This window comes from Streptomyces sp. NPDC053367 (assembly GCF_044545925.1).
Classification (GTDB): Bacteria; Actinomycetota; Actinomycetes; order Streptomycetales; family Streptomycetaceae; genus Streptomyces.
This window is the reverse complement of record NZ_JBITYN010000011.1, coordinates 19,343-34,191: the sequence shown is the minus strand read 5'-3', so window position 1 is coordinate 34,191 and position 14,849 is coordinate 19,343. Positions and strand designations below refer to the sequence as shown.

The following is a 14,849-nucleotide window of genomic DNA, read 5'->3' as shown; positions in this document are numbered from 1 at the left end:
CGGGGTTACGTAACCGGGTCCCCCGTGAGACCGCCCGTCAGGCCTCTTTCTCGCGGTTGAGGTAGTTGTAGACGGTGAAGCGGCTGACGCCCAGCGCGCTCGCCACCGTCTCCACGCCGTGCCGCACCGCGAAGGCGCCCCGCGCCTCCAGCACCCGCACGACCTCCTGCTTGGCCTTGCGGTCCAGGTCGGCCAGCGGCCGGCCCTGCTTGCGCTCCATCGCGGCCAGGATGTGGTCGAGGGAGTCCGCGAGCTGGGGCAGTCGTACGGCGACGGCGTCGACACCCTCCCAGGACAGCACGACGTCGTCCGGCCCCGCCTCGTCGGGCGGCAGCAGCTGCCCGCCCATGGCGTCGACCAGCGGCTTGACCGCCGTGATGAAGGGCTCGTCCCCGCTCACTCGGCGCCCTCCGCGAGCACGTTGACCTGAAGCGAGACCCGGGTGGCCCCCGCCTCGAGCGCCTTGCGCAGCAGCGCGTCCACGGCGCCCAGCACCACGTCGGCACCCCCTTCGGCGGTGTTGCCGAACGGGCCGACGTCCACCTCGTCCAGCTCCGCCGCCTCGATCACCTCACGCGCGGCCAGCGCGTGCGCGGGCGCCTCGTCCAGGTCGAACGGCTCGGTCGTGAACTCCACTCTCAATCGCACGCGCCCAACCTAACGCCCCGCAAGGGGGATCCGGCAGCGCTCGCGGGCCAAGACCGCGCGGGATCTGTCGCTCCCTCCGGCACGGGGGAGCGCATCTCGTAGCTTCCTACGGCCCTTGCGGCCCCGGACCGCGTGCTGGGCTGCCGTAGGACCGTTCCGACCTGCGCCGCCTTGGACTTCAGCGCCGTCCCGCGCGGGGGCACGGCGTTCCTGCGCCTCTTGACAGCCTTCCCCGACGACATGCAATCTTCCGTTGAGCAGAAACTAACTTCCGCAATACGAAATACGAGCACGGAAGGGAGCGCGGCCCCCGATGGGATTCGCAGACCAGCGCTTCAACGTCAACCTGTCGATCCTCTTCACGGAACTCCCGCTCCTGGAGCGCCCCGCGGCCGCCGCCGCGGCCGGCTTCACCGCGGTCGAGCTGTGGTGGCCCTGGATCGACTCCCCCACCCCCGAGCAGTCCGAGCTCGACGCCCTGAAGAAGGCGATCGAGGACGCGGGCGTACAGCTCACGGGCCTGAACTTCTACGCGGGCCGGCTGCCCGGCCCGGACCGCGGCGCCCTGTCGGTGCCCGGCGAGGAGTCGGAGCGGTTCCGCGCCAACATCGACGTGGCGGCCGGCTTCGCGCAGTCGCTGGGCTGCAAGGCGCTCAACGCGCTGTACGGCAACCGCGTCGAGGGCGTGGAGCCGGCCGAGCAGGACGCTCTGGCCCTGGAGAACCTGGCCCTCGCGGCCCGCGCGGCCGACCGGATCGGCGCGATCCTGCTGGTCGAGACGCTGAACAAGCCCGAGTCGCCGCTGTACCCGCTGGTCAGCGCCCCGGCCGCGATCGAGGTCGTCGACAAGGTCAACGAGGCGACCGGACTCGGCAACGCCAAGTTCCTCATGGACCTCTACCACCTGTCCATGAACGGCGAGGACCTGCCGTCGGTGATCGAGCAGTACACCGCGAAGACCGGCCACGTCCAGATCGCCGACAACCCCGGCCGCGGCGCCCCGGGCACCGGCTCCCTCCCCCTGGAGGAGCTGCTCGACCAGCTGAGGAAGGCCGGTTACGACGGCTGGGTCGGCCTCGAGTACAAGCCGGGCGACCGCCCGAGCGCCGAGGCCTTCGACTGGCTGCCGACCGAGGCCCGCGCGGCCCGCTGACCACCCCCCGTTTTCCAGAAAGGCCCTGTTATGAGCACGCTTCCCAAGATCGCCTGGATCGGCCTCGGCATCATGGGCTCCCCCATGTCCGAGAACCTGATCAAGGCGGGCTACCAGGTCACCGGCTTCACGCTGGAGCAGGACAAGCTGGACCGCCTGGCCGCCGCCGGCGGCACCGCGGCCGGCTCGATCGCCGAGGCCGTCGAGGACGCCGACGTCGTCGTCACCATGGTGCCCGCCTCCCCGCAGGTCGAGGCGATCGCCTACGGCCCCGAGGGCATCCTGGAGAACGCGAAGTCCGGCGCGCTGCTGATCGACATGTCCTCGATCACCCCGCAGACCTCGGTCGACCTGGCCGCGGCAGCCCGCGACAAGGGCATCCGCGTGCTGGACGCCCCCGTCTCCGGCGGCGAGGCCGGCGCCATCGAGGCCGTGCTGTCCATCATGGTCGGCGGCACGCAGGCCGACTTCGACGAGGCCAGGCCGATCTTCGAGGCGCTCGGCAAGACCATCGTGCTGTGCGGTCCGCACGGCTCGGGCCAGACCGTGAAGGCCGCCAACCAGCTGATCGTCGCCGTGAACATCCAGGCGTGCGCCGAGGCCGTGGTCTTCCTGGAGAAGTCGGGCGTGGACCTCGCGGCCGCGCTGGACGTCCTCAACGGCGGCCTGGCGGGCTCGACCGTGCTGACGCGGAAGAAGGACAACTTCCTCAGCCGCGACTTCAAGCCGGGCTTCCGCATCGACCTGCACCACAAGGACATGGGCATCGTCACCGACGCCGCCCGCAACGTCGGGGCGGCCCTGCCGGTCGGCGCGGTCGTGGCCCAGCTGGTCGCGTCGCTGCGCGCCCAGGGCGACGGCGGCCTGGACCACTCGGCCCTGCTGCGGGCCGTGGAGCGGCTCTCCGGCGCCCAGGTCTGATCGGTCCGGTCACCCCCTGAGACTTCCGGGCCGCGGCGCCGCCGACACCTGTCCTGTCGCGCCCAGGCGGTGCCGCGGCCCGGAATCCCTTTCAACAAACTGTTGACGCTCAGATTCCCCACTTCTAGGCTCCACGAAGCGGAAACAGGTTTCCGCTGACACCCGCACGGAAGGTCCACGATGTCGAAGCGCGTGCTCACGACCGAGTCCGGCGCCCCGGTCGCCGACAACCAGAATTCCGCCTCCGCCGGCGTCGGCGGTCCGCTCCTGATCCAGGACCAGCAGCTCCTGGAGAAGCTCGCCCGGTTCAACCGTGAGCGCATCCCGGAGCGCGTGGTGCACGCCCGCGGTTCCGGCGCGTACGGCTACTTCGAGGTGACCGACGACGTCACCGGCTTCACCCACGCCGACTTCCTCGGCGAGATCGGCCGCCGCACCGAGGTCTTCCTGCGCTTCTCCACCGTCGCCGACTCGCTCGGCGGCGCGGACGCGGTGCGCGACCCGCGCGGCTTCGCGGTGAAGTTCTACACCCGCGAGGGCAACTACGACCTCGTCGGCAACAACACGCCGGTGTTCTTCATCAAGGACCCGATCAAGTTCCCCGACTTCATCCACTCGCAGAAGCGCGACCCGTTCACGGGCCGTCAGGAGCCGGACAACGTCTGGGACTTCTGGGCGCACGCCCCCGAGGCCACGCATCAGGTGACCTGGCTGATGGGCGACCGCGGCATCCCGGCGTCGTACCGCCACATGAACGGCTACGGCTCGCACACCTACCAGTGGACGAACGAGCAGGGCGAGGCCTTCTTCGTCAAGTACCACTTCAAGACCAACCAGGGCATCCGCTGCCTGAGCAGCGAGCAGGCCGCGGAGCTGGCGGGCAAGGACCCGAACTCCCACCAGACGGACCTGCTGCAGGCCATCGAGCGCGGCGTGAACCCGTCCTGGACCCTCTACGTCCAGCTCATGCCGGCGGAGGAAGCGGCCGACTACCGCTTCAACCCCTTCGACCTCACCAAGGTGTGGCCGCACAAGGACTACCCGCTGCAGCGCGTGGGCCGCCTCGTCCTCGACCGCAACCCGGACAACGTGTTCGCCGAGGTCGAGCAGGCCGCGTTCTCCCCGAACAACTTCGTGCCCGGCATCGGCCCGTCCCCGGACAAGATGCTCCAGGGCCGCCTGTTCGCCTACGCCGACGCGCAGCGCTACCGCCTGGGCGTCAACCACACGCTGCTGCCGGTGAACGCCCCGAGGGCGACCGAGGCGAACAACTACGGGCGCGACGGCTTCATGGCGCTCAACCCGCAGGGCCGTGGCGCCAAGAACTACGAGCCGAACTCCTACGACGGCCCCGTCGAGACCGGCCGCCCGCTGTCGGCCCCGCTCGCGGTGAACGGCCACACCGGCAACCACGTGGCGCCGCTGCACACCAAGGACGACGACTTCTTCCAGGCGGGCGAGCTCTACCGGCTCATGTCCGCGGAGGAGAAGTCCCGCCTGATCGCCAACATCGCCGGCGGCCTCTCGCAGGTCTCCCGCGACGACGTGATCGAGAAGAACCTCGCCCACTTCCACGCCGCCGACCCCGAGTACGGCAAGCGCGTGGAGGAGGCGGTCCGCGCCCTGCGCGAGGACTGACCTCCACAGGCGGCCCGCGCCCGCCGACCGGCCCGGATGAGGGGTGGCCGGTCGTGCGGGGCGCGGGCAGGCCGAGGACCGCGGCGGTGTGCGAGCCAGTGCGGTGGTGAAAGGTCCGGCCTCCTTCTTCGACCTGAGGGGAGGGGGGTCCGGGTCCCGTCGCGACCGTCGCGGTCCCTGCCGATGGACTCCGTCCGGCGGCGCGAATGTTCTGTCGCGCCCAGCCTCGTGCCGTCGGGCGGTCACCAAGTGAATACCTCACCGGGCCGAAGAGCACCGGGTGCGGACGGTCCCGCACCCGGTGCTCTTCGGTTTGCGCGGCGGGGCGGCGTGCCGCTTGCTGCCGCCGTCCGGGTGCGGGCCCAGTGTGGTTGCTCGCGCAGTTCCCCGCGCCCCTGAGTACGTTGCCGCGAGCCGCGCGTCCAGTGCGCTTCCGCCGGCGCGGCGAGCGGGGTGCCACTTGTCGCCGCCGTCTCCGGGTGCGGGCCGTCGAGGGCCGGTCGCGCAGTTCCCCGCGCCCCTGAGGGCGACGCCGCCAGGGGCGCGGGGAACTGCGCGAGCAACCACTGTCGGTCCGCACCCGGACGGCGGCGTCCGGTGGCACCCCGCTACCGGACGCCGACATGGCAAAGGGGCCCGCGCCGGATGGCGGGGCCCCTCGGGGTGCCGGCTGGTCAGGCCTTGAGGGTCTTGACGGCCGTGGGCGCGTGCCCCGGCTCCGTGGCGAGGTCCTCGAACTCGATCACGTTGCTGATGTCGTTCGTGCCGGACATGGAGATGTTGGTGACACGCTCCAGGATGGCCTCGACGACGACCGGCACCTGGAACTCCGCCGCGAGCTTCTTGGCCTGCTCGAACGCGGCGCCCAGCTCGGCCGGGTCGGTCACGCGGATCGCCTTGCAGCCGAGGCCCTCGGCCACCTTGACGTGGTCGACGCCGTAGACGCCCAGCTCCGGCGAGTTGATGTTCTCGAACTCCAGCTTGACCTGGAAGTCGATGTCGAACGCCCGCTGGGCCTGGCGGATCAGACCGAGGTAGGAGTTGTTGACCAGGACATGGACGTAAGGGATCTTGTGCTGCGCGCCCACGGCCAGTTCCTCGATCATGAACTGGAAGTCGTAGTCGCCGGACAGGGCGACGACCTGGGCGTCCGGGTCGGCCTTCGCGACGCCCAGGGCCGCGGGGATGGTCCAGCCCAGCGGGCCCGCCTGGCCGCAGTTGATCCAGTGGCGCGGGCGGTAGACGTGCAGCATCTGCGCGCCGGCGATCTGGGAGAGGCCGATCGTGGTGACGTAGCGCGTCTCCGGGCCGAAGGCCTTGTTCATCTCCTCGTAGACGCGCTGCGGCTTGATCGGGATGTTGTCGAAGTGCGTCCGGCGCAGCAGGGTGGCCTTCTTCTCCTGCGCCGAGGCGGCCCAGGCGGAGCGGTCGGGCAGCCTGCCGGCCGCCTTCAGTTCGCGGGCGACCTCCACGAACAGTTCCAGCGCGGCCTTCGCGTCGGACGCGATGCCGTAGTCCGGGGCGAAGATCTTGCCGATCTGGGTGGGCTCGATGTCGACGTGGACGAACTTCCGCCCGGCCGTGTAGACGTCGAGCTTGCCGGTGTGGCGGTTGGCCCAGCGGTTGCCGATGCCGAGGACGAAGTCGGACTCCAGGAAGGTCGCGTTGCCGTAGCGGTGCGAGGTCTGCAGGCCGACCATGCCGGCGTTGAGCTCGTGGTCGTCGGCGATGGCGCCCCAGCCCATCAGGGTCGGGACGACCGGGGTGCCCGTCAGTTCGGCGAACTCGACGAGGAGTTCGCTCGCGTCGGCGCCGATGACACCGCCGCCCGCGACGATCAGGGGGCGCTCGGACGCGTTCAGCATCCCGACCGCCTTCTCGATCTGCGCGCGGGTCGCGGCCGGCTTGTAGACCGGCAGCGGCTCGTAGGTGTCGATGTCGAACTCGATCTCGGTGAGCTGGACGTCGATCGGCAGGTCGATGAGGACCGGGCCGGGGCGGCCGGAGCGCATCAGGTGGAAGGCCTGCTGGAAGACGCCGGGCACCTGGGCGGCCTCCAGGACGGTGACGGCCATCTTGGTCACCGGCTTGGCGATGGAGGCGATGTCGACGGCCTGGAAGTCCTCCTTGTGGATCACCGCGGTCGGCGCCTGGCCGGTGATGCACAGGATCGGGATCGAGTCACCGATGGCGGAGTACAGGCCGGTGATCATGTCGGTGCCGGCCGGGCCGGAGGTGCCGATGCACACGCCGATGTTGCCCGGGTTCGTGCGCGTGTAGCCCTCGGCCATGTGCGAGGCGCCCTCGACGTGCCGGGCGAGGGTGTGGTTCACACCCCCCGAGGCTTTGAGCGCCGCGTAGAACGGGTTGATCGCCGCGCCCGGGACACCGAACGCGTTGGTGACGCCCTCGCGCTTGAGGATCTCGACTGCCGCGCGGGCAGCGGTCATACGAGCCATGGAGTACTCCTGCTTCGGCTGTCGGATGGGCTCGACCGTCGCGCCCCGCGGTGAGACCTTTCCGCGTTGTTCACTTCCCGCGATGTTTTCCGTATCGCGGAAATGAGTTTCTACTATCTGGAAGCAATGTATTTGGCGGGGTGAAGCCCGTCAAGGGACGGCCAGGGGGCGGACACCGGGACGAGCCGAGGCCGGGGAAAGGCCGGACAACCGAGGGGCGGCAGGAGGACGATGGGCCCATGTCCCGAGGCGTACCGGTGCGCTGCCCCGCCTGCCGTCGCGAGCATCTCTTCGCGGCCCCGTCCTATCCGTGCGCGTGCGGGGCCCCGGTCGCCCCGCCGGTCGACCGGTACGGGACGCCCGTGCCCGTCACCCACCGCGCCTGGGACGAGGAGTGGCTCACCCTGCGCTGCCCGGCCTGCGGACGCGGCACGCCGTGGCCACGGCCCGAGCTGGGCTGCCCCTGCGGGACGGTGCTGCGGGTCCCCGTGGCGGTGCGGCCCCCGAAGGCCGCCCCGGCGCCCACGCCTCCCCCGGCCCGGCCCGCCTTCCAGCCGGTCGCCATCCGCACCGCCCGCGACGCGGTCACGGCCGCCGCGCTGTATCTGCGCTGGCTCGGCTACCGGGACATACGCCCCGCCGACCAGCGCCCGCCGTCCGGCGTCGGCCTCGCCGCCAGCGGCATCCTCGCCCAGGTCGACCCGACCGTGCGCCCGGCGACGCCGCGGGACGTCGAGTGCCTGTGGCTCACCGCGATGACGGAGTCCGCGGGCTGCGTCTACTTCTCCCTCGCCGGATACGCCGACGAGGCGCGGGTCCGCGCCGACTCCCTGGGCGTCCCCCTGTTCGTGCTCGACCTGACCGGCACCCCGCAGCCGGTCAACGAGCACGCCGACGCGCTCTCGGCGCCGCCCCGCACATGACGGTGCCGGCCCCCGCGGGAAGCGGGAGCCGGCACCTGGCGGAGCGGTGTCACGGGGTGACGCAGCCGACCGAGCCGACCGGGAAGTTGTTGCCGGTCGAGGTGGCGGTGAAGCCGAACGTGACGCTGCCGTCCGGCGCGATGGTGCGGTTGTAGTCGAGGTTGCCGACCGTGACCGTGCCGTCGGTGCCGGTACTGAGCGAGCCGTTCCAGACACTGCTGATCCGGGTGCCGGTCCCCGGTTGCCAGCGCACCGCCCAGCCGTTCTGCGGTGCCGTGCCGTGGTTCATGACCTCGACCGAACCCTGGAAGCCGCCGTTCCAGGCGTTCGTCACCGAGTAGACCGCCATGCACCCGGTGTGCGGGTCCGTGGGCGTCGGGGTCGGGGTCGGGGTCGGCGTGGGAGTCGGGGTGGGGGTCGGGGTGGGCGTGGGCGTGGGCGTCGGCGTGCCGCCCGAGCCGCGGATGCCGGTCACCTCGCCGTTGCCACCGTCGAAGACGATGTCGGAGCAGGAGAAGAAGTTCTCCTGGCTGTCCGAGCGCACCCACTGGATGAACAGCATGGCGTCACCCGAGCGGCCCGAGGGCAGCCGCAGGTCCCAGTAGTAGTGGCCGGACTCCGTGCCCGGCGACCCGGACTGGGGCGGGTTGGTGACGGTCTGGATCAGCTCCAGGTCGCCCCAGCCCAGCGGCTGCGTCGGCGAGTAGCCGGGCTTGGACACGTACACCCGGAAGGAACCCGGGTGCGCGGCCCAGTTGCTGTACCGCACCCGCATCGTGCCCCCGGACGTCAGATGCGTACGGGGCCAGTCGGCGCGGGCCGCGTTGTAGCCGGTGAAGTTGTACGGCGAGCGGTCGCCCGCGCTGCACAGCTTGCCGTCCGGCACATAGCCGGCTCCGCGGCCGCCCGCGTTGGAGTCGAGCACGGCGAACCAGTTGTACAGCGCGGTCGCGCCGCTCTCGGCGAGCGCGGCCTTGCACGCCGGGTTGGTCGGGTCGAGGGCGCCGTTGCTGGTCTTGGCGTCCAGATAGCAGAGGTAGGTCCGCGATCCGGGCATCATCGTCACGCCGTGCGCCTCGGCGCTGCCCTGACCGATCAGGGCCAGGCCCAGCCCGCTGAGCAGGGTGGCCAGCACCGCCAGTAAGGACAGTGGTCGTCGCTTGGGTCGAGCCATGGGGGTCTCTCTCCTGTGTGTCGGGGTCTCCTTCTAGGGGCTGTCTCAGGCGGGCGGCGCTCCCCAGGCCAGCTGGGTGCCGCGGTAGGCGGGGATGCGCGGGGCGTCGGCGTACGCGGTGGCCGTCGTACGGCTGTAGTCGTTGCTCTCGTCGAACGCGGACCAGTCGGACTTGCTCATCCGCAGCTGGATGTCGCCGGTGTCGCGGCCCGCCGCCAGGGTGCCGCTCGCGAAGCCGACCTCCAGATAGGCGTCGGCGCCCGCGACCGGGGTGCTCAGCGGGACCACCCGCAGCTTGAGGCCGGAGCAGCCGACGACCGCCCAGTCGCACCAGACGCTGACGGTGGACGAGCCGCCGTCCCGGGTGAAGTAGTAGCGGGCCGTGACCTGGCTGAGGTCCAGCGAGGCGCTGCCGGTGTTCGCGATCCGCAGGCTGGGCCGGATGGCGTTGTCCGTGGCGGAGCTGTCGTTGTTCCTGTACGTCACCTTCAGGCCGCCGGCCGGGTCGGGGGTGCCGCCGCCCGTCTCGGTGGTGACGCTCAGGGCGGTCGAGGCCGGGGAGACGTTCCCGGCGGCGTCGCGGGCGCGCACGGTGTAGGAGTACGCCGTGGCGGCGCTCAGCCCGGTGTCGGTGTACGTGGTCCCGGTGACCGGCGAGGCGCTCACCCGGGTGCCGTCGCGGTAGACGTCGTAGCCGGTCACACCGACGTTGTCGGTGGCGGCGGTCCAGCTCAGGGAGACGCTGCTCGCGGTCTTCGCGGTCGCCGTCAGACCGGTCGGCGCGGTCGGGGCGGTGGTGTCGACGGGGTCGCCCGGGCCGCCGCCGTCGACGGGCACGGCCGGGTGGGCGTTGCGCACCAGCATCGCGAACTGGTCGTGGAACCAGTGTCCGGCCAGCGGGGCGCCCGGCAGCGCGCCGGTCTTGTTGCCGCCCGCGTTGGGTGCCGAGTACGTCGGGTCGCACATCCGGTCCAGGCGCTTGCCCTCGTCGTTGGGGATCTCCTCACTCGCCCCGTCCGACTCCCCCGGCGGCTTCACCCACAGGAACGCGTCGAGGTGCGAGTCGGGGTATCCGGAGGGCGCGGACTGCGGGGGCCGGCCGATGCCGGCGCCGCTCACGTTGCACCACAGGCCGCGGTGGGTGCGGCGGTCCGTCTTGGACTCGGTGACGTACGTGTCGAGGGCGGTGCTGGTGCTCTCGGCGGTCGGCCGGGCGGAGCCGCCCCAGCCGTTGCGGGAGGTGTCGACCACCATGCCGGTGGAGGCGGGCCAGCCGGCCGTGACCAGCGCCTGGTGCACGTTCTTGGTGAAGTCCGACTCGTCGAAGTTCGGGTTCCACTCGTAGTACTTGGCCGACTTGAGCATGTTGCCGCCGACCGTCTTGTTCGGGTCGGGCAGGAACGGCTCCTCCAGCGGCGTGTAGTTGGCGACGTTGGTGACCAGCCCGTCGACGCTGGACAGCCCCGCGCGGGTGCCCTTGGCCATGTCCGTGTACAGCTGCACCGTCTGGGAGAGGTTGTTGTCCCAGCCGAGCCAGCCCGAGTGGGCGAAGTCCAGGTAGGTGTAGACGTTCGGGACGGCGTGCAGCTGGTCGAGGGCGTAGCGGATGGCCTGGACGTAGATGCCGCTGCTCTTGGCCTGCGCGCACTCCGGGTCGGAGGTGTTGGTGACCAGGTTGGGCAGGCTGTCCGGCTCGATGACGGTCGTGATGCGGATGTCCTGGTACTTGGGGTTCTTGAAGACGGCCGCGATGGCGTCGATGTATTCGGTCTTGTAGCGGTCCAGCCCGGCGGTCGTCAGCGGCAGTTCGCCGTTGGAGGCGAGGGCCGCGCAGTCGCGGCCCGGCAGGTCGTACACCACGAACGTGGCGGTGATCGGCTGCCCCGGCTTCTTCTGCGCCAGCGCCAGGTCGAGGTGGTCGGCGAGGCTCTTGCGGCCGTCGTTGACCGTCCCGCCGTGGATGGCGGCGATCCGGTCCAGCCAGACGGCCGTCGGGTAGCTCTTGACCGTCTCCATCCGCGCCCGGAGGGTGGCGTCGGAGGTCAGCGCGACGGAGGTCTGCACGCGCTCGGCGTAGTCGGGGTTGACGTACGCGGTGGCTCCGGCGAACGGGTTGTCGACGTGGGCCTCGGCGGCGGACGCCTGCGGCGCGGACAGCTGCGCCGCCGCCCCGAGCAGCAGGGTGGTCAGCGCGGTGGCCAGCGCCGCCGGCCGCCTGCCGTGCGGCCGGGGCGGGCGGGCGCCCGCGCGTCTGGTCCGGTCGGACATGTGCTCTCCTCGGATACGGGATACGGGATACGGGATGGGGATACGCGGTGCTGGCCGCGGGTGCCGGTGGTGGGGACACCCGCGAGGGACAACCGGGGGACGAGCGTGGGCCGGGCGAGGGCCGGGTGAGGGCCGGGTGAGGGCCGGTCGCTCAGGCCGGGGTGCAGCGCGGGGCGGGGGTGCCCGCGGTGCCGCCGGCGGTGTAGCCGAACGAGGTGCCTGCGGAGACGGCCAGGGAGCCGTTGGAGGCGGTGTTGCGGACGGTGACATGGCCGTCGGTGACGGTGTGGACGCCGTTCCAGAGGCTGCTGATCGTCGCGCCGCCCAGGTCCCAGTCGACGCTCCAGCCGGTGATCGGCACGGTGCCGGTGTTCTTGACGGTGACCTCCGCCTGGTGGCCGCCCGGCCAGGAGTTGACCAGCTTGTACGTGGCCGTGCAGGCCTTCGCGGGAGTGGGCTCGGGGTCCGGATCGGGGTCGGGGCCCGGGTCGCTGTCGTAGGTCAGGCCGTACCCGTACCGGAAGAGCGGGGTCTTGCCGTCGCCGTCGTTGACCGGCTGCTGGGCGGCGCTGCTCATCCAGGACATGGGCAGCCGGCCGACGGGTGAGTGGTCTCCGAACAGCACGTCGGCGACTCCGGCGCCCTCCGTGCCGGGCAGCCAGGCGGCCAGCAGGGCCTTCCAGTCGGGCAGTTGGGCGGCGATGTCCAGCGGCCTGCCGGAGACCAGCACCACCACGACGGGCACACCGCTCGCCTTCAGCCGGGCCAGCGTGCCCAGGTCCTCCTGGTCCAGGCCCATGCTGCCGGGCCGGTCGCCGCGCATCTCCGCGTACGGGGTCTCCCCCACGACGGCCACGGCCGCGGTGTAGCTGCCGTCGATGCCGTTGCCGTAGCGGTCGTACGTGACCCGGGAGGGGTCGGCGACGGCGGAGCGGATCCCCTGAAGGACGGTGGTGCCCTCGGTGACGGCCCCGCTGCGGCCCTGCCAGCCGACGGTCCAGCCGCCGCTCTGGTTGCCGATGTCGTCGGCGGACTTCCCCGCGACGAACAGCTTGCCCGTCTTCGGCAGCGGCAGCACTCCGCCGTCGTTCTTCAGCAGCACCTGCGATTCCCGCACCGCCTGCCGGGCCAGGGCGCGGTGGACGGCCGAGCCGACCGTGGAGGTGTACGAGCGGTCGGTCAAGGGCCGCTCGAACAGGCGGAGTTGGAACTTCTTGGTGAGGATGCGCCGGTTGGCGTCGTCGATCCGGGTGAGCGGGACCCGGCCCGCGGAGACCTCGCCGCGCAGCAGGGTGAGGAACTTCTTGTAGTCGTGCGGGACCATCACCATGTCGACGCCGGCGTTGACGGCGGTCGCGATCTCGGCGCCGGTGAAGCCGGTCTGGCCGTCGAGCTGGTCGACGGCGGCCCAGTCGGACACGACGAACCCCGTGAAGCCCAGCTCGCCCTTGAGGACATCGGTGACGAGGTACTTGTTGGCGTGGCTGCGCACTCCGTTCCAGCTGCTGTACGACAGCATCACCGAGCCCACGCCGCGCCGGATCGCCTCCTTGAACGGGGGCAGGTGGACCGCCCGCAGCTCGGCCTCGGAGATCTGGGTGTTGCCCTGGTCGACGCCGCCGGTGGTGCCGCCGTCGCCGAGGTAGTGCTTGGCGGTGGTGAGCACGGACGCCGGGTCGGCGCCCAGGGTGTCGCCCTGCATGCCGGTGATGAACGAGGTCATGGCGGTGGGCAGTTCGGGGGTCTCGCCGAACGACTCGTAGGTGCGGCCCCAGCGGTCGTTGCGGGCCACGCACAGACAGGGCGCGAACGACCAGTCGATGCCGGTGCCGGCCACCTCCTCGGCGACCGCGCGCCCGACGCGCTGCACCAGGGCGGGGTTCCGGGTGGCACCGAGGCCGATGTTGTGCGGGAAGAGCGTGGCGCCGCGCACCGCGTTGTGTCCGTGCACCGCGTCGATGCCGTAGATCACCGGGATGCCGAGCGGGGTGGCCAGGGCGCTGCGCTGGAGGGAGTCGTAGGTGTCGGCCCAGGTCTGGGCGTTGTTGGGGCTGACCGTGGAGTCGCCGCCGGAGAGCACCGAGCCGATGCGGTAGGCGGCGAGGTCGGACTGCGGGACCAGCGCGTCCTTCTCGACCTGGGTCATCTGGCCGAGCTTGTCGTCGAGCGTCATCCGGCCCAGCAGGTCCTCGACCCGCTGCGGCACCGGCAACGCCGGGTCCTGGTACGGCAGTACGGCGGCGGCCGCCGCGACGGCGGGCTCGGGCGAGGCGGCCGCGGTCAGCCCCGTCACGGCGATGGCGGCGGCGCACAGGGCGGCGAGGAGTGCGGGACGGCGTGGGGAGCGTGAGGTGGGGACGGGGGTGGGACGCGAGCTCATGGCGGGCCTTTCCGGGTGCGGGCCGGAGGGGCGGGGCTTGGAGCGCTCCGGGGTCCGCCCTGGTCGGCGCAGGGCGGAGCCCGGAGCGGGTCGGTGTGCCGCCGGTCAGGCGACGGAGCAGGCGGTGCCGTTCAGGGTGAAGGCGGCCGGCTCGGCGAAGGTGCCGCTGTAGGTGCCCTGGAAGCCGAAGCTCTGGGTGCCGCCGGCCGGGATCCGGGCGTTGTGGGCGACGGGGGTCGCGGTGACGGCGCCGGAGGAGCCGGTCAGGGTCGCGTTCCAGGAGCTGGTGATCCGCTGCCCGGACGGCAGGGTGAAGCCGAGGCGCCAGCCGTCGATCGCGGCCGAGCCGGTGTTCCTCACCGTCACGTTGGCGGTGAAGCCGCCCTGCCAGACGTTGGTGTCGTACGCCACCTGGCAGGCGCCCGCCGGGTCGCCCGGGTCGCCCGGGTCGCCGGGGCCGGTGCCGCCGGTGTTCACGGTCGAGGAGAAGGAGTTCACCGCGAGCCCGGCACCGTTCTGCCACGGCTCGAAACCGGCCTGAACGCTCGTCAGGTACCAGTTGTTCTGGGCCATCCCCCGCGCCACGGTCGCGTCGACGAAGTCCATGACGTCGAAGCTCCAGCTCGCGAGCGCGGACGGGGCGACGAAGGAGATCACGTCGTTGGAGCCGTTGCTGCCGGTCCACACCTCCCAGGTGCGGCCGCCGACGGTGGCGGTGGAGGTCCGGGAGCCGATGGGCTGGATGGAGCCGACCCGGTTGAACCAGATCATGATCTCGGTCCGGTTGACTCCGTCGGTCCGCGGCGTCGGGTCGAGCCAGATGTCGTACGAGGCGTTGTAGACGGCGTTCGAGACGAAGCCGTACGAGATGCTGCTGGGGGCGCTGGAGATGCTGCTCACCTGGGCGGGGAGGCTGGTCCCGGGCGAACAGTTCGTGTAGTGGCAGCCGTTGAAGACCGACGGGTAGGACTTGGGGGCCCCGTTGGTCGGCACCGAGCCGTCGGCCTGGGTGAGCCGGAAGCCGGTGTCGGTGGCGGTGACGCACTGGGTGGCGCTGGTGCCCCAGCGGTTGTTCTGGACGACGTAGCGGCCCTGGATCACGGTCGAGCCGTACTGCTCGCAGATCAGCGTGTCGGCCTGGGCCGGCGCGCCGGCGGTGACGAGCGCGGCGACGGTGGCGAGGGCGGTGAGCAACGCGCCGAACAGGGCGCGCACGGTGCGGAGGCGGTGCGGTGACGATCGCATGCGGGGGCCTCTCTGGCGGGGGTTCGACAGGGCCGTGCTG

The 14,849-nt window shown here is 71.6% G+C and carries 11 protein-coding genes; 4 read left to right on the top strand and 7 right to left on the bottom strand.

What is annotated here, in order from left to right; translation table 11 throughout:
* Nucleotides 1-37: 37 nt before the first annotated feature.
* Together ACIGXJ_RS28530 and ACIGXJ_RS28525 are read right to left on the bottom strand one after the other, a co-directional pair.
* Nucleotides 38-400: a helix-turn-helix domain-containing protein gene (locus ACIGXJ_RS28530; RefSeq protein ID WP_399651079.1), complete on the bottom strand. Its 363-nt coding sequence runs from the start codon at nt 398-400 to the stop codon at nt 38-40.
* The gene (locus tag ACIGXJ_RS28525) at nt 397-648 is read right to left on the bottom strand and encodes a hypothetical protein (protein ID WP_399651078.1); all 252 of its coding nucleotides are present in this window, start codon (nt 646-648) and stop codon (nt 397-399) included. Before ACIGXJ_RS28525 ends, ACIGXJ_RS28530 begins: the two co-directional genes overlap by 4 nt.
* A gap of 313 nt (nt 649-961) precedes the next feature.
* Here ACIGXJ_RS28525 and ACIGXJ_RS28520 point away from each other — a divergent pair, with 313 nt between their 5' ends.
* From ACIGXJ_RS28520 to ACIGXJ_RS28510, 3 genes are all read left to right on the top strand, one after another.
* Entirely contained in the window at nt 962-1,801 is an 840-nt protein-coding gene (locus ACIGXJ_RS28520) for a TIM barrel protein (RefSeq protein WP_399651076.1), read from the top strand.
* A gap of 30 nt (nt 1,802-1,831) precedes the next feature.
* Nucleotides 1,832-2,722 carry a 2-hydroxy-3-oxopropionate reductase gene (locus ACIGXJ_RS28515; RefSeq protein ID WP_399651074.1) on the top strand — a complete coding sequence of 297 codons (891 nt, stop codon included), beginning with the start codon at nt 1,832-1,834 and terminating at the stop codon, nt 2,720-2,722.
* Nucleotides 2,723-2,902: 180 nt separating this feature from the next.
* Nucleotides 2,903-4,360 carry a catalase gene (locus ACIGXJ_RS28510; RefSeq protein ID WP_399651072.1) on the top strand — a complete coding sequence of 486 codons (1,458 nt, stop codon included), beginning with the start codon at nt 2,903-2,905 and terminating at the stop codon, nt 4,358-4,360.
* 674 nt (nt 4,361-5,034) lie between these two features.
* Here the strand turns inward: ACIGXJ_RS28510 and gcl are convergent.
* Complete coding sequence (gene gcl, locus ACIGXJ_RS28505) at nt 5,035-6,819, bottom strand: glyoxylate carboligase (protein ID WP_399651070.1); 1,785 nt, start codon at nt 6,817-6,819, stop codon at nt 5,035-5,037.
* A 239-nt stretch (nt 6,820-7,058) separates the two neighbouring features.
* On the opposite strand from gcl, the gene ACIGXJ_RS28500 reads away from it, so the two are divergent.
* Nucleotides 7,059-7,742, top strand: coding sequence for a hypothetical protein (locus ACIGXJ_RS28500; RefSeq protein ID WP_399651068.1), 684 nt, complete (start codon nt 7,059-7,061; stop codon nt 7,740-7,742).
* A gap of 49 nt (nt 7,743-7,791) precedes the next feature.
* Here ACIGXJ_RS28500 and ACIGXJ_RS28495 read toward each other — a convergent pair whose 3' ends face one another.
* From ACIGXJ_RS28495 to ACIGXJ_RS28480, 4 genes are all read right to left on the bottom strand, one after another.
* Nucleotides 7,792-8,916: a lytic polysaccharide monooxygenase gene (locus ACIGXJ_RS28495; RefSeq protein WP_399651066.1), complete on the bottom strand. Its 1,125-nt coding sequence runs from the start codon at nt 8,914-8,916 to the stop codon at nt 7,792-7,794.
* A gap of 45 nt (nt 8,917-8,961) precedes the next feature.
* Entirely contained in the window at nt 8,962-11,184 is a 2,223-nt protein-coding gene (locus tag ACIGXJ_RS28490) for a glycoside hydrolase family 6 protein (protein ID WP_399651063.1), read from the bottom strand.
* A gap of 151 nt (nt 11,185-11,335) precedes the next feature.
* The gene (locus ACIGXJ_RS28485) at nt 11,336-13,564 is read right to left on the bottom strand and encodes a glycoside hydrolase family 3 N-terminal domain-containing protein (protein ID WP_399651060.1); all 2,229 of its coding nucleotides are present in this window, start codon (nt 13,562-13,564) and stop codon (nt 11,336-11,338) included.
* Between the two features lie 105 nt (nt 13,565-13,669).
* Nucleotides 13,670-14,809, bottom strand: a complete 1,140-nt coding sequence (locus ACIGXJ_RS28480; RefSeq protein ID WP_399651058.1) for a cellulose binding domain-containing protein — start codon at nt 14,807-14,809, stop codon at nt 13,670-13,672.
* Between the last annotated feature and the right edge of the window lie 40 nt (nt 14,810-14,849).